The organism is Bacillus paranthracis (genome assembly GCF_024296885.1).
Classification (GTDB): domain Bacteria; phylum Bacillota; class Bacilli; order Bacillales; family Bacillaceae_G; genus Bacillus_A; species Bacillus_A paranthracis.
In genome coordinates this window covers 4,276,892-4,291,587 of sequence record NZ_CP101135.1, presented here as the reverse complement: position 1 = coordinate 4,291,587, position 14,696 = coordinate 4,276,892, and the positions used below count along the sequence as shown (strand labels likewise).

At 37.1% G+C, this 14,696-nt stretch carries 15 protein-coding genes; 14 read left to right on the top strand and 1 reads right to left on the bottom strand.

The window, feature by feature from the left end:
• The first annotated feature begins 1 nt into the window (after position 1).
• The 6 genes from NLJ82_RS22195 (at position 2) to NLJ82_RS22170 (ending at position 4,508) form a co-directional block, all read left to right on the top strand.
• On the top strand, positions 2–937 hold the full coding sequence (locus NLJ82_RS22195; RefSeq protein ID WP_000247671.1) for a HAMP domain-containing histidine kinase: 936 nt from the start codon (positions 2–4) through the stop codon (positions 935–937).
• A 125-nt stretch (positions 938–1,062) separates the two neighbouring features.
• The gene (locus NLJ82_RS22190; protein ID WP_000221085.1) at positions 1,063–1,986 is read left to right on the top strand and encodes an ABC transporter ATP-binding protein; all 924 of its coding nucleotides are present in this window, start codon (positions 1,063–1,065) and stop codon (positions 1,984–1,986) included.
• Complete coding sequence (locus NLJ82_RS22185; protein WP_000931776.1) at positions 1,979–2,140, top strand: hypothetical protein; 162 nt, start codon at positions 1,979–1,981, stop codon at positions 2,138–2,140. Before NLJ82_RS22190 ends, NLJ82_RS22185 begins: the two co-directional genes overlap by 8 nt.
• 34 nt (positions 2,141–2,174) lie before the next feature.
• Positions 2,175–2,879 carry an ABC transporter permease gene (locus tag NLJ82_RS22180; protein WP_000475554.1) on the top strand — a complete coding sequence of 235 codons (705 nt, stop codon included), beginning with the start codon at positions 2,175–2,177 and terminating at the stop codon, positions 2,877–2,879.
• Between the two features lie 34 nt (positions 2,880–2,913).
• Positions 2,914–3,786 carry a DUF4097 family beta strand repeat-containing protein gene (locus NLJ82_RS22175; protein ID WP_000240790.1) on the top strand — a complete coding sequence of 291 codons (873 nt, stop codon included), beginning with the start codon at positions 2,914–2,916 and terminating at the stop codon, positions 3,784–3,786.
• 26 nt (positions 3,787–3,812) lie between these two features.
• Positions 3,813–4,508 carry an ABC transporter permease gene (locus NLJ82_RS22170; protein WP_000902928.1) on the top strand — a complete coding sequence of 232 codons (696 nt, stop codon included), beginning with the start codon at positions 3,813–3,815 and terminating at the stop codon, positions 4,506–4,508.
• An 80-nt stretch (positions 4,509–4,588) separates the two neighbouring features.
• Here NLJ82_RS22170 and NLJ82_RS22165 read toward each other — a convergent pair whose 3' ends face one another.
• The gene (locus tag NLJ82_RS22165; RefSeq protein ID WP_000284985.1) at positions 4,589–5,092 is read right to left on the bottom strand and encodes a DinB family protein; all 504 of its coding nucleotides are present in this window, start codon (positions 5,090–5,092) and stop codon (positions 4,589–4,591) included.
• Positions 5,093–5,658: 566 nt separating this feature from the next.
• Here NLJ82_RS22165 and NLJ82_RS28945 point away from each other — a divergent pair.
• From NLJ82_RS28945 to uvrC, 8 genes are all read left to right on the top strand, one after another.
• Positions 5,659–6,966 (top strand): BclA C-terminal domain-containing protein, encoded by a 1,308-nt coding sequence (locus NLJ82_RS28945; protein WP_254754595.1) that lies wholly within the window; start codon positions 5,659–5,661, stop codon positions 6,964–6,966.
• 188 nt (positions 6,967–7,154) lie between these two features.
• Positions 7,155–8,840, top strand: coding sequence for a long-chain-fatty-acid--CoA ligase (locus NLJ82_RS22155; RefSeq protein WP_000414716.1), 1,686 nt, complete (start codon positions 7,155–7,157; stop codon positions 8,838–8,840).
• Between the two features lie 106 nt (positions 8,841–8,946).
• On the top strand, positions 8,947–9,534 hold the full coding sequence (fadR, locus tag NLJ82_RS22150) for a fatty acid metabolism transcriptional regulator FadR (RefSeq protein WP_000742222.1): 588 nt from the start codon (positions 8,947–8,949) through the stop codon (positions 9,532–9,534).
• 11 nt (positions 9,535–9,545) lie between these two features.
• The gene (locus NLJ82_RS22145) at positions 9,546–10,322 is read left to right on the top strand and encodes an enoyl-CoA hydratase (RefSeq protein WP_000911295.1); all 777 of its coding nucleotides are present in this window, start codon (positions 9,546–9,548) and stop codon (positions 10,320–10,322) included.
• A 78-nt stretch (positions 10,323–10,400) separates the two neighbouring features.
• Positions 10,401–11,174 carry an electron transfer flavoprotein subunit beta gene (gene etfB, locus NLJ82_RS22140; protein WP_001029030.1) on the top strand — a complete coding sequence of 258 codons (774 nt, stop codon included), beginning with the start codon at positions 10,401–10,403 and terminating at the stop codon, positions 11,172–11,174.
• Between the two features lie 36 nt (positions 11,175–11,210).
• Positions 11,211–12,188, top strand: coding sequence for an electron transfer flavoprotein subunit alpha (gene etfA, locus NLJ82_RS22135; RefSeq protein WP_000101965.1), 978 nt, complete (start codon positions 11,211–11,213; stop codon positions 12,186–12,188).
• A 211-nt stretch (positions 12,189–12,399) separates the two neighbouring features.
• A complete protein-coding gene (trxA, locus tag NLJ82_RS22130) occupies positions 12,400–12,714 on the top strand; it encodes a thioredoxin (protein ID WP_001018943.1) in 315 nt (104 codons plus the stop codon).
• 148 nt (positions 12,715–12,862) lie between these two features.
• The gene (gene uvrC, locus NLJ82_RS22125) at positions 12,863–14,647 is read left to right on the top strand and encodes an excinuclease ABC subunit C (RefSeq protein ID WP_000544270.1); all 1,785 of its coding nucleotides are present in this window, start codon (positions 12,863–12,865) and stop codon (positions 14,645–14,647) included.
• Positions 14,648–14,696: the final 49 nt, after the last annotated feature.

Here is a 14,696-nt window from a genome sequence, read left to right as displayed (position 1 = left end):
TATGGTCAATTTGTTAATAGGTATTATTTTTATATTGTTATGTGTTATTTATATGCAATATAAAATGAGGAAAAATAGTAACAAAAATTTGCGATACACATATGAAAAGTTAGAAAGTATTGTTAATGAAAAAACAGGTGAGAAGTTACTTGTTATGACAGATGATCTAGAATTGCAAAAATTGTTAGTGGCAATTAATCAATTATTAGATGCAAAACAGAAAACGAATGCAGATCATGCAAAAGTAGAAATTTCGATGAGAAAAATGCTTTCAAATATTTCACATGATTTGAAGACGCCACTAACAGTTATTCTTGGATATACAGAAATGTTAAATAAGGATAAAACGATAAATAAAGAAGAACAACAAATCTTACTTGAAAAGGTACATGTGAAAACACTAGAAGTAATGGAACTAATTCATAAGTTTTTTGATCTAGCAAAGTTAGAATCTGGTGACAAGGCAATCGAGATGACAAAAGTAAATATGAATGAAGTTTGTCGAGAGAAGATTTTATCTTTTTATGATTTAGTGACGTCGAAAGGTTTTCATGTTCATATTGATATACCAGAAAGAAATATATATGCACTTGGAAATGTAGAAGTATTAGGCAGGGTATTGAACAATTTAATATCAAATGCGATTACATATGGAGACGATGGAAAGACACTTGGTATGACGTTAAGAGATGATGAAACGAATGTGTATATAGACGTATGGGATACAGGAAAAGGAATTGATGAATCGCATATTGATAAAGTGTTCGAGCGTATGTACACACTTGAAGATTCAAGAAATAGATTGTACCAAGGGAGCGGTTTAGGGTTAACGATTACGAAAAGACTGGTGGAAGCGATGGATGGAAAAATTCATCTTTCTAGTAAGCCGTATGAAAAAACAATTTTTACAGTTGCATTAAAGAAGATGCAGTTTTAGCTTGTAGAGAAGTAGATTCTACAAGCTTTTTTGCAGCGTAAGGAATTTGTAAGAAACGGGTAAGAAAAAAGAGATTTCCGTTGTCTATTATAGAAATATAAAGTAGTGCGAAAGGGGAAAGTGACATGACCTATATTTTAAAAACAAATCAGTTAACGAAAGTGTTTAAAGGGAAAGAAGTTATTTCTAGTGTTAACATGCATGTAAAAAAAGGAGAAATATATGGTTTCTTAGGACCGAATGGTGCTGGTAAAACAACGATTATGAAAATGATTACAAATTTAATAAAACCGACGAGTGGTGATATTGAAATCTTCGGTGAGAAATTAACAGATACATCTTATGAAGTATTAAAAAGAATGGGGACAATTATTGAATATCCAATCTTTTATGATAAATTAACGGCGAAAGAAAACTTAGAATTACATTGTGAATATATGGGCTATTACGATAAAAACGCAATTGACCATGCTTTACATTTAGTGAAGCTGCAAGGCATAGATAATAAAAAAGTAAAAGATTTTTCATTAGGAATGAAACAACGACTCGGTATTGCAAGGGCAATCGTAACAAAGCCAGAATTACTCATTTTAGATGAACCAATTAACGGTTTAGATCCAATTGGTATTAAAGAATTAAGAGACTTATTTAAAATGCTCTGCAAAGAATATGGCATTACATTATTAGTCTCTAGTCATATTTTAGGTGAGATGGAGCTAATGGCGGATACAATTGGTGTAATTCAAAATGGAAAACTAATAAAAGAAGTTTCAATGAAGAGTATTAACGGAAAACAAACAGAGTACATTGAAATCACTGTTCCTGATGTGAAGCGTGCAGCTTATATTTTAGAAGATAAACTTGGCATAAAAAATTATAAAATAATGAGTGGAAATATGATTCGTGTGTATGATACAGAAGTGTCTCAGCAAGCCATTTCAAAAGCGCTTATTATGAACGATGTGGAAATTGAAAGTATTAATAAGAAACATAGTTCCTTAGAGGAATATTTCTTAAATGTAATGGATGGAGAGGGCATTCATGCTTAATGGATTGTTAGTGAATCTAGTAAGTGGATTGGTCGTAATGTTCATAAGCGGGATTTTATATTATAGGAAACCAGAGCGGAAATGGTTGTTAATTCTACTAGTGATAGGAATGTTAAGCTTCGTTACTGCTGGAATTAGAATGTTAGCAGTGTAGAGACAGTTATATAAAGAATGGAGGCGTGGTTTGTATGTTTAAATTAATGAAGCTCGAATGGAAGAAACATCAATTATCTAGTTACTTTAAAAGTGTAGCAATTTGTATTATAGCAATTTTCGCTGTAGTAAGCCTTATGGCAGTGGGAATGAAAGCCGAGGAAGACGTGCTCTTCTCTGACTTCACACAGAACATGGCTTTAGTAAATATTTTTATTAGGGTAACATTCATTATTTTTAGTTCGGTCATTTTATCACGTTTAGTAATTGATGAGTATAAGAACAAAACGATACAACTATCATTTATGTATCCGCTGCAAAGGAAAATGCTAATGAGTGCGAAATTAACAATTGTTTTCTGTTTTTGTTTTGTGAGCACGATTATCGCGACTTTCATTATTAGCTTGCTCGTATATTTTGTGAGTCCAATGATGGGACTGATTGAAACACCTGCTACGATAGGCGAAATAATAGCTATCGTTCCAGGTACTATTATAAGTGCATTTATGATATCTGGTATAAGTTTAATTCCTTTATTTTTTGGAATGAGAAAGAAATCGACACCGACAACGATTACTTCGGCAGTAATAATTGGTATGCTGATTAGTGGTAACGTTGGTGCTGGAAACGGTCAAGTAAGTATGTTTGATTTTATAGCTATCCCAATCGTGCTCTGTTTATTAGGAATTTTCATTAGTTATCTATCATTTCGTAAAATCGACAAGATCGATGTGGCGTGAAGTAAGCTTAAAACAAAAACGAACTGGGGTATGAATGGTGAAAAGAATAATAGTAATTGCAATAGTATTCATTACAATTGCTAGTGTAGTTTTTGGTATTAAGGTATTTCAGGGGAAAGATTTTAAGAAAGAAAAGTCTTTTGATATAAATAATATAAAAGAAATAGAAGTAGACAATGAAAATTGGAATATTGAATTTAAAAGTACAGATGCTAACAAAATAGTCATTTCGGCTCAAGGTAAACGTTTAGATAAAGAGGTAGATCCTGTCGAAATAGAACAGGCAGGGAATAAAGTTATAGTTAAGCAAAAACAAAAGGCGACCAGATTTTTTTATGGTTTTACGTTTAGGAAGAAAAATAGTATATGTATAGCTATTCCGAAGAAAGAAATAGATAAAATTGTATTAAATAATAAATCGGGTGATGTGAAAATAAACGATATAGTAGTAAAAAGCATCGTGACAAAAGGCAAATCTGGAGATGGAATGATTACAGGACTATCGGCAGAGAAGGGTGAATTTACATCCGAAAGCGGAGATTTAATGTTAAAAGATAGTTCATTACAAGAAGTAAATATAACTTCCACTACTGGTGATAATTATGTAAAAAATGTAAAAAACGAAAATATGAACATCACTTCAACATCTGGGGAAGTATTACTGAAAGATATGACAGTAGGAAAATCATTATTTGTAGAAACAAAATCAGGGGATATTGGCGTACGGTATAAAGGTGTCCCGGCATCATTGAAGCTTATGGCTAAAAGTAATTCGGCTGACGTAATAGTGGATTTAAAAGGACTTAAGAAAGATAAAAATACAGAAAAAATAAAAGTAGGAACAATTGGTGATGCGAAAAATGAAGCGAAGATTTTAAGTGAAACAGGAGTCATTTATATTGATTAAATCTTAGGAGGAAGGAGGACACTATCATGCTACATTTAATGAAGCTAGAATTGAAAAAGTTTAAGCTTGGTTGGTACGTGAAGAGGGCAATTATTGCGAATATTGTTATACTGGCAGTAATGATCTTTGTGAGCATCATCGCTCAAGTAGAAGGTGATGCAGAAATAAGGAATCCAGAGACGATATTGTTAATGGCTAGCACAATAGTAAGAGCAACATTTATTATTTTTGGTAGTGTATTAATCGCAAGGTTAATAATTGGCGAATATAAAAATAAAACAATACTACTTATGTTTTCTTATCCTATTAACCGAAAGAAAATGATGGCTAGTAAGTTGGCTATTACAGCGATAGTAACATTTATAACAGTTATTGTATCTAACATTTTAGTAGTAGGAATTTTCTTTGGGATAGATAGCTATTTTTCAATTCTTCCTAATTCATTCACAGTAGATCAATTGGTGCAAGAAGGAATAAAACTGGTTCCTTTAGCCATTGCAACTGCGGGAATGAGTTTAATCCCTCTATGTTTCGGAATGCGTAAACGTTCAGTGCCAACTACAATTGTTTCATCTCTTATCGTTGTCTCAATTGCAATGAATAGCAACCCAGAGTTTTCTACAGCAACTTTTCTTCCCCTTCAACTAGCATTGGCAGCAATTGGAGTTGCCATTGCATATTACGGAATTAAAAATATAGAGAAGGAAGATATAACTGTATGATAAGAATACGTAAAATAGTTTCACATGAAACAAGTTACAGAAAAAGACAAGATGTGTAAACACCTTGTCTTTTTCTGCTGTTACATTTTAGGAGCTTCCATTCCAGCGGCAGCCCATTCTTCTTTTGCAGGGCCATATACGCCAGGGACTGTTAAGCCAGCTTGCCTCATTAATACCGTCATTTGCCCGCGGTGATGATTTTGATGATTGATGAGTGTCATTAAAAATATAGAATTCGGCATAGGGCGACCAAAGAAGTCATTAATAGTAGCTAAGTCTTTATCAGTCCATTTACTTTGAAGTGTTTCAACAAAAGCCGCGTTTACTTTACGGTATTCAGCTGCAATTGTTTTTGCAGAAGTTGGAACAGGATAATCTTTCGTTTCTCCTTCAAACTTTAGCCCTGTGCCAGATAGTATAACAGGAATTGCCGTCACGATATGCCAAGCGACTCTTCCTAACGTCCAATGTCCAGGTGCAATTTCTTGTGACAAAGATTCATCTGTTAGTACATCGAGCATCTTTTGAGTAGATTCAGCCTCGTATGTCCACGATTGTAAGAAGCCTTCAATAGTTTGGTACATTGTTATCCCTCCTAGTTATGTTCATAGGTTAAATTCGTGAAAAAAAGATAGTTTCCTTCGGGCTTATGAGAATGAATGAAAAAAGAGGCTTCTCACGTAAGAAGCCTCTTTTTTAATTAACCTTCTTCCCACTCTTTCTCATTAGCCATAAGAAATAAGGCGCTCCAAGTACAGCAACGTTCAAATCTGTGTTAACAATAAAAGGGGGGAATAATCGCTGAGCCGAGAGCTGAAATACCGGTTCTTATTAAAGTAAGGAGTGTTGAGCTAAACCCTAATTTTCATGAAAAGAAAAGTACAATTCCAACTGCAAGTAATCTGCCGATGAATACACCAATTGGATTGAAATTTATATGTGTATGCAGAATGGAGAAAAAGAATTTCGTTTGAGCAAGAAGGCGAAAGTACAAGCAACAGGAGTGAGAATCGCATGTAATAATTACTAGAATGTATGGAATAAATCTGCGTTTATCCCCACTAGGCAAAGTATGTCTTTGTTATTTAGATAGTTGTTTTCTAACTCGTTGATTGTACTTAAAAGATCGAATGTAAAGGAAGTGATCAACATGTCTTCATGGCTCAATAATACAAATGGATATTGTAGTTGTAATAATCAAAATGGTGTACATGTTGATTCATGCTGTTTTAGTTGTGATGGGACAGTACCTAAGGTTGGTCCAACCGGTCCGACGGGGGCAACAGGATCAACGGGAGCGACAGGCCCAACAGGAGCAACAGGTGACACAGGTCCAACCGGATCAACGGGATCAACGGGATCAACGGGAGCAACAGGAGCAACAGGGTCAACAGGTCCAACGGGAGCGACGGGAGTAACAGGATCAACGGGTCCAACGGGAGCGACAGGAGTAACAGGATCAACAGGTCCAACGGGAGCGACAGGAATAACAGGATCAACAGGTCCAACGGGAGCGACGGGAATAACAGGGTCAACGGGAGCGACGGGAGTAACAGGATCAACAGGTCCAACGGGAGCGACGGGAGTAACAGGATCAACAGGTCCAACGGGAGCAACAGGTGACACAGGTCCAACCGGATCAACGGGATCAACGGGATCAACGGGAGCAACAGGAGCAACAGGGTCAACAGGTCCAACGGGAGCGACGGGAGTAACAGGATCAACGGGTCCAACGGGAGCGACAGGAGTAACAGGATCAACGGGTCCAACGGGAGCGACAGGAATAACAGGATCAACAGGTCCAACGGGAGCGACGGGAATAACAGGGTCAACGGGAGCGACGGGAGTAACAGGATCAACAGGTCCAACGGGAGCGACGGGAGTAACAGGATCAACAGGTCCAACGGGAGCGACGGGAGTAACAGGATCAACGGGTCCAACGGGAGCGACAGGAGTAACAGGATCAACGGGTCCAACGGGAGCGACAGGAATAACAGGATCAACAGGTCCAACAGGAGCAACGGGGGCAACCGGAGCTACAGGTACAAGTATCACGGCGACGTATGCATTTGCAAATAATACGTCGGGAACAGCGATATCGGTACTTCTTGGTGGAACGAATGTCCCGCTTCCGAATAATCAAAACATCGGTCCAGGAATTACTGTTTCTGGTGGGAATACAGTATTTACGGTTGCAAATGCTGGGAATTATTATATTTCATATACGATTAATATAACGGCTTCATTATTAGTCAGTTCTCGTATTACAATTAATGGAGCACCACTTGCTGGAACGATCAATTCTCCTGCGTTAGCAACTACATCATTTAGCGCAACAATTATTACAACTCTTGCAGCAGGAGATGCTATTAGTTTGCAACTATTTGGTTTGTTAGCTGTTGCAACATTATCAACAACTACACCAGGAGCTGTGTTAACGATAATAAGATTAAGCTAAATAATAACTCTCTTATTTTTTTATAGATTAGGAGAGTTTGTACATATAATAAGAAGTTAATGGAGTGAAGCATAGTTATATAAAAGTCAGAATATTATGATTGTAACGTTATGGTGACTATAATATAATGAAAACAACCTCATGAATGAACATTCATTTATTTTTATGTATTTGAAGGGGGAATGAAGGTGGAAAAACCATGGTTGAAAAATTATCCAGAGGAAATTCCAAGTACAATTTCTTATGATATTCAGCCGCTTCATAAATATGTAGAACAGATGGCTTCTCGCTACCCAGAAAAGAAAGCGCTTCACTTTTTAGGGAAGGATATTACATTTTCAGACTTTCATGATAAGGTGAAGAGATTTGCAAATTATCTTCAAAAGCTCGGTGTGGAAAAGGGTGATCGAGTTGCCATTATGTTGCCGAATTGTCCGCAAGCTGTAATCGGTTATTACGGTACATTACTTGCGGGAGGTATCGTAGTCCAAACAAATCCATTATATACAGAAAGAGAATTAGAATATCAACTTCATGACTCGGGAGCAAAAGTCATTCTTTGCCTCGATTTAGTGTTCCCAAGAGTAACGAATGTTCAATCTGCTACAAAAATTGAGCATATTATCGTAACTCGTATTGCGGACTTTTTGCCCTTCCCTAAAAATCTATTGTATCCATTTGTGCAGAAAAAACAGTCAAATTTAGTTGTGAAAGTATCAGAGAGTGAAACGATTCACCTTTGGAACTCAGTAGAAAAAGAAGTGAATACGGATGTTGAGGTGCCTTGTGATCCTGAAAATGATTTAGCTCTTTTACAGTACACAGGAGGAACAACTGGATTTCCGAAAGGCGTTATGTTAACGCATAAAAACCTCGTTTCTAACACTTTGATGGGAGTTCAATGGTTATATAATTGCAAAGAAGGAGAAGAAGTCGTTCTTGGGGTTCTTCCATTTTTCCACGTGTATGGCATGACGGCTGTTATGAATTTAAGTATTATGCAAGGATACAAAATGGTTCTTATTCCAAAATTTGATATGAAAATGGTCTTTGAAGCGATTAAGAAGCATAAAGTGACATTGTTCCCAGGGGCACCAACTATTTATATCGCTCTTTTAAATAGCCCGCTTTTAAAAGAATACGATATTTCTTCTATTCGTGCTTGTATTAGTGGATCAGCACCACTGCCGGTAGAGGTACAGGAAAAGTTCGAAACAGTTACAGGTGGTAAACTAGTAGAGGGATATGGTTTAACAGAATCATCTCCAGTTACACATAGTAATTTTTTATGGGAAAAGCGAGTGCCAGGTAGCATTGGAGTTCCGTGGCCAGATACAGAAGCAATGATTATGTCGCTTGAAACTGGTGAGGCATTACCACCGGGAGAAATCGGTGAAATTGTAGTAAAAGGCCCTCAAGTTATGAAAGGGTATTGGAATAAGCCAGAAGAAACAGCAGCTGTGCTGCAAGATGGGTGGCTTCATACAGGGGATGTTGGCTACATGGATGAAGATGGCTTTTTCTATGTGAAAGATCGTAAGAAAGATATGATTGTTGCGAGTGGATTTAATGTGTATCCTCGTGAAGTAGAAGAAGTATTATATGAGCATGAAAAAGTGCAAGAAGTAGTGACGATTGGAGTTCCCGATCCGTATAGGGGAGAGACAGTTAAAGCGTTTGTTGTGTTAAAAGAAGGTACGGCGTGTTCTGAGGAAGAATTAAATCAGTTTGCTCGTAAATATTTAGCGGCCTATAAAGTTCCGAAAGTATATGAGTTTAGAGATGAACTGCCGAAAACGACAGTTGGGAAAATTTTGCGCCGTGTCCTAATTGAGGAAGAGAAAAGAAAGAATGAGGATGAGCAAACGGGCTAAGGCCCTTTCTTTTTGAAAAAATGGGATTGACACTTTTCTAAATAGTCAGTATTATAAGAATATGAATGACTATTCATTCAGTCATCTTCTTGAAGGGGACAGTAAAGTGAAGAAAAATAGACCGAAATACAATCAAATTATTGATGCGGCAGTCATTGTGATTGCGGAGAATGGGTACCACCAAGCGCAAGTTTCTAAAATAGCAAAGCAAGCTGGGGTAGCTGATGGCACGATTTATTTATATTTTAAAAATAAAGAAGATATATTAATATCCTTATTCCAAGAGAAGATGGGAGAATTTGTCGAAACAATTCGTCAAAAAACAGCAGGAATTGAAAGCGCTGTATCGAAGTTATTCATGTTGGTAGAAACGCACTTCTTGCTGTTGTCGCAAAATGATCCTCTTGCTATCGTTACGCAATTAGAGCTAAGACAGTCCAATCAAGACTTACGCCTGAAAATAAATGAAGTATTAAAAGGCTACTTACAAGTTATTGATGAGATTTTAGAGACAGGTATAAAGCAAGGTGAATTCCAAGCGGATTTAAATGTTCGCGTGGCAAGACAAATGATCTTTGGAACAGTAGATGAAGTTGTGACCAATTGGGTAATGAGCGATCATAAGTATGATCTGGTCGCACTTTCAAAAACGGTACATGGGCTACTTATTGCAGCTTGTGGTTATCGTCAATAATGGGAGGGATCATGTTGAAATTCCTATCTGTAAGAGTTGAAGATCATATCGCGGTGGCTACGTTAAATCATGCGCCAGCTAACGCGATGTCTTCACAAGTTATGCATGACGTTACTGAATTAATTGATCAAGTGGAGAAGGATGATAACATTCGTGTTGTTGTTATTCACGGTGAAGGGCGCTTCTTCTCGGCGGGAGCAGATATTAAAGAATTTACATCTGTTACTGAAGCGAAGCAAGCGACTGAATTAGCGCAGCTTGGACAAGTTACGTTTGAGCGCGTTGAAAAATGTTCAAAACCAGTTATCGCGGCAATTCATGGAGCGGCACTTGGCGGCGGCCTTGAGTTTGCTATGTCTTGCCACATGCGCTTTGCAACTGAAAGTGCAAAACTTGGTTTACCTGAATTAACACTTGGATTAATTCCTGGATTTGCAGGTACACAGCGATTACCACGTTATGTTGGGAAAGCGAAAGCTTGTGAAATGATGTTAACAAGTACACCGATTACTGGTGCAGAAGCATTAAAATGGGGACTAGTTAACGGAGTTTTTGCTGAAGAAACATTTTTAGATGATACGCTTAAAGTTGCAAAACAGATTGCTGGAAAAAGCCCAGCGACGACTCGTGCTGTACTAGAGTTATTGCAAACGACGAAATCGTCTCATTATTATGAAGGTGTACAACGCGAAGCTCAAATCTTTGGTGAAGTATTTACGAGTGAAGATGGAAGAGAAGGTGTAGCGGCGTTTTTAGAAAAACGTAAGCCTTCATTTAGCGGCAGGTAGTTCAATTATTTTTTTAATATAAATTAACAGAAAATTAAAATTGATAGAATCTTTCTGAAAAACAAGGGGGTAAATGGAATGAACATCTACGTACTCATGAAACGAACATTTGATACAGAAGAAAAAATCGTAATTAAAAACGGTGCAATTTACGATGGCGAAGCGGAATTCATCATCAACCCTTACGATGAATATGCAATTGAAGAAGCAATTCAAGTAAGAGACGCACAAGGTGGAGAAGTTACTGTCGTAACAGTTGGTGGCGAAGATAGTGAGAAAGAACTTCGTACGGCGTTAGCGATGGGCTGCGATAAAGCGGTATTAATTAATATTGAAGATGATGTAGAAAATGGTGACCAGTTCACGACAGCAAAAGTGCTTGCTGAATATTTAAAAGATAAAGATGCAGATTTAATTTTAGGCGGAAACGTTGCAATTGATGGTGCATCTGGACAAGTTGGTCCGCGTGTAGCTGAAGCGTTAAATATTCCGTACGTAACGACAATTACAAAACTTGAAATTGACGGTACAAACGTGAAGATTGAGCGCGATGTTGAAGGTGATACAGAAGTGATTGAAACTTCATTACCAGTTTTAGTAACAGCACAGCAAGGTTTAAATGAACCTCGTTATCCATCGCTTCCAGGTATTATGAAAGCGAAGAAAAAGCCACTAGAAGAATTAGAATTAGATGATTTAGATTTAGAAGAAGATGATGTGGAAGCAAAGACAAAAACAATTGAAATCTATTTGCCTCCTAAGAAAGATGCAGGAAAAGTGTTACAAGGCGAGCTGCAAGATCAAGTAAAAGAACTTGTATCGTTGCTCCATACAGAAGCGAAAGTAATCTAATAAAATACGAAATTATATATGCAGGAGGGAAAATCTATGGCTCGTAAAGTATTAGTAATGGGTGAAGTTCGTGATGGATCGCTACGTAACGTTTCGTTTGAAGCGGTAGCAGCAGCAAAAACAATTGCAGAAGGCGGTGAAGTAGTAGGTCTTCTAGTTGGAGATAGCGTTGCTTCTTTTGCAAATGAATTGATTCATTACGGTGCAGATCGCGTTGTGACAGTTGAAAATGATAAATTAAAATCATATACATCTGATGGCTATGCACAAGCATTTTTAGCTGTATATGCTGAAGAAAATCCAGAAGGAATTGTATTTGGACATACAGCACTTGGTAAAGATTTATCACCAAAATTAGCAGCGAAGCTTGAAGCTGGTCTAGTTTCTGACGTAACTGCTTTAGAAGTTGAAGGTGGAAATGTTATCTTTACTCGTCCAATTTACTCTGGTAAAGCGTTTGAGAAGAAGATTGTAACAGACGGCATCTTATTTGCGACAGTGCGTCCAAATAACATCGCAACGCTCGAAAAAGATGAGTCTCGCAGTGGTGACGTGTCTTCTATTACAGTAGATGTGAAAGACTTGCGTACAATCATTCAAGATGTCGTTCGTAAGACGGCAGAAGGCGTTGATCTTTCTGAAGCAAAAGTTATTATCGCTGGCGGACGCGGTGTGAAGAGCGAAGAAGGGTTCAAACCATTAAAAGAGTTAGCTGACGTATTAGGCGGCGCTGTTGGAGCATCTCGTGGTGCTTGTGACGCTGAGTATTGCGATTACTCATTACAAATTGGTCAAACTGGTAAAGTTGTTACGCCAGACCTATACATTGCATGCGGTATTTCTGGAGCGATTCAGCATTTAGCTGGTATGTCTAACTCAAAAATAATCGTTGCGATTAATAAAGACCCAGAAGCAAGTATCTTCAAAGTAGCTGACTACGGTATTGTTGGCGATCTATTTGAAGTGGTACCTCTTTTAACAGAAGAGTTTAAAAAGTTAAAAGTACATTCATGATTTGAGTACCCTTGAGTTCCAAGTGAAGTACCCCTATATATAGAAAAAGGTGAGAGATCCCCTGTCTCTCATCTTTTTAGTATTTAATCCGTATTTTTATATAGTATAAAGGAACACTTTTTTGTTACAATACATAACGATACATATTATTCGCCACGTATATAAGTTAATGATATACTCTTGGTAGAATATACTTGAAGGAGGAAATAAAATGGCAATTGTAAACGCAAATGACCAAAGCTTCGCAGCAGAAACTAGCGAAGGTGTTGTATTATTAGATTTCTGGGCACCTTGGTGTGGACCTTGTAAAATGATCGCTCCTGTATTAGAGGAAATTGATGCAGAACTAGGCGAAAAAGTAAAAGTAGTAAAAGTAGACGTGGATGAAAATCAAGAAACTGCTCGTCAATTCGAAGTAATGAGCATTCCAGCTCTTTTCGTATTAAAAGACGGTAAAGTAGTTGATCAAGCGTTAGGTTACAAACCGAAAGAAGCGTTAGTAGAATTAGTTTCTAAACACTTCTAAAATAAAAAGGCTACCAAATGGTAGCCTTTTTTATTTTCCTTTTTTACACCTTTCCGTTACAATGAAAGAACGTATGTTGGGTATTTTGGCATAGTATGTTTTCATGTGAAAATAAAAATGCTAAGCATGTAGAAATGGAGGGTAACGAGTGCACGAACATTTAAAAGAAAAATTGGCCATTTTACCAGATCAACCTGGTTGTTATTTAATGAAAGATAAGCAAGGAACGGTTATATATGTCGGAAAGGCAAAAGTGCTTAAAAATCGTGTGCGCTCGTACTTTACTGGTTCGCATGATGGGAAAACACTTCGGTTAGTAGGAGAAATTGTAGATTTTGAATATATTGTAACCTCCTCAAATCTAGAGGCTCTCATTTTAGAGTTAAACTTAATAAAAAAACATGATCCAAAATATAATATTCAATTAAAAGATGATAAAACATATCCTTTTATTAAAATTACAGCTGAGAAACAGCCGCGATTACTCATTACGCGAAATGTAAAAAAGGATAAGGGAAAGTATTTTGGTCCTTATCCGAATGCACAATCAGCTCATGAAACGAAAAAACTGCTAGATCGTATGTACCCGCTTCGTAAGTGCTCAAATATGCCCGATAAAGTTTGTTTATATTATCATATGGGTCAATGTTTAGCACCTTGTGTGAAAGAAGTTACGGAAGAACAAAATAAAGAAATTGTAGATGAAATTATTAAGTTTTTAAATGGTGGACATAAAGAAGTTCGTTCAGAATTAGAAACAAAAATGTATGAAGCTTCAGAGAAACTAGAGTTTGAACGTGCAAAAGAGTTACGTGATCAAATTGCTCATATCGATGCGATTATGGAAAAGCAAAAGATGATTATGAGTGATTTAGTGGATCGTGATGTGTTTGGCTATGCAGTTGATAAAGGGTGGATGTGTGTTCAAGTTTTCTTCGTTCGAAAAGGAAAGCTAATTGAACGTGATGTTTCTATGTTTCCAATCTACGATGAACCAGAAGAGGGGTTCTTAACGTTTATCGGTCAATTTTATGAAAACAGCAGTCATTTTAAGCCGAAAGAAATTGTCGTTCCAGGAAGTATAGACTCTGAATTAGTAGAACGCTTTTTAGAAGTGGAAGCGACACAGCCGAAACGCGGTAAGAAAAAAGATCTTGTAGAACTGGCAAATAAAAATGCGAAGATTGCCTTGGAAGAGAAATTCTATTTAATTGAACGTGATGAAGAACGAACGATTAAAGCGGTAGAGAATTTAGGGGAGCAGCTCGGAATTGAAACGCCTTATCGTATTGAAGCGTTTGATAACTCAAATATTCAAGGGACAAATCCTGTTTCGGCAATGATTGCTTTTATTGATGGGAAACCAGCTAAGAAAGAATACAGGAAATATAAAATTAAAACAGTTCAAGGACCAGATGATTATGAGTCTATGAGAGAAGTTGTGAGACGCCGTTATACAAGGGCGCTGAAAGAGGGGTTACCTTTACCAGATTTAATCATTATTGATGGCGGAAAAGGTCATCTGGCGGCTGCAAGTGATGTTTTAGAAAATGAGCTCGGTTTATATATTCCGATGGCAGGTCTTGTAAAAGATGACAAACATAAAACATCTCATTTAATTATTGGAGATCCACCTGAACCTGTGATGCTTGAGAGAAATAGCCAAGAATTTTATTTATTGCAGCGCATTCAAGATGAAGTGCATCGATTTGCAATTACATTCCATCGTCAATTACACGGGAAATCTGTCATTCAATCGGCACTCGATGATATTCCTGGAATTGGAGATAAACGAAAAAAGATATTGTTAAAACATTTCGGATCGCTAAAAAAGATGAAAGAGGCTTCTGTAACAGAATTTGTCGAAGCGGGTATGCCGAAAAATGTCGCAGAGACGATTTATAGTTATTTAGCGGATAAGAAGACGTTGTAGTTTACAACGTCTTCTATTTTTTGGTATAATTTCTGAAGATTTAAAATAA

Excerpts from the sequence above, each read along its gene's own strand:
- NLJ82_RS22195 (WP_000247671.1), top strand. The coding sequence starts at position 2 with ATGGTCAATTTGTTAATAGGTATTATTTTTATATTGTTATGTGTTATT.
- NLJ82_RS22190 (WP_000221085.1), top strand. The coding sequence starts at position 1,063 with ATGACCTATATTTTAAAAACAAATCAGTTAACGAAAGTGTTTAAAGGG.
- NLJ82_RS22185 (WP_000931776.1), top strand. The coding sequence starts at position 1,979 with ATGCTTAATGGATTGTTAGTGAATCTAGTAAGTGGATTGGTCGTAATG.
- NLJ82_RS22180 (WP_000475554.1), top strand. The coding sequence starts at position 2,175 with ATGTTTAAATTAATGAAGCTCGAATGGAAGAAACATCAATTATCTAGT.
- NLJ82_RS22175 (WP_000240790.1), top strand. The coding sequence starts at position 2,914 with ATGGTGAAAAGAATAATAGTAATTGCAATAGTATTCATTACAATTGCT.
- NLJ82_RS22170 (WP_000902928.1), top strand. The coding sequence starts at position 3,813 with ATGCTACATTTAATGAAGCTAGAATTGAAAAAGTTTAAGCTTGGTTGG.
- NLJ82_RS22165 (WP_000284985.1), bottom strand. The coding sequence starts at position 5,092 with ATGTACCAAACTATTGAAGGCTTCTTACAATCGTGGACATACGAGGCT.
- NLJ82_RS28945 (WP_254754595.1), top strand. The coding sequence starts at position 5,659 with ATGTCTTCATGGCTCAATAATACAAATGGATATTGTAGTTGTAATAAT.
- NLJ82_RS22145 (WP_000911295.1), top strand. The coding sequence starts at position 9,546 with ATGTTGAAATTCCTATCTGTAAGAGTTGAAGATCATATCGCGGTGGCT.
- etfB (WP_001029030.1), top strand. The coding sequence starts at position 10,401 with ATGAACATCTACGTACTCATGAAACGAACATTTGATACAGAAGAAAAA.
- etfA (WP_000101965.1), top strand. The coding sequence starts at position 11,211 with ATGGCTCGTAAAGTATTAGTAATGGGTGAAGTTCGTGATGGATCGCTA.
- trxA (WP_001018943.1), top strand. The coding sequence starts at position 12,400 with ATGGCAATTGTAAACGCAAATGACCAAAGCTTCGCAGCAGAAACTAGC.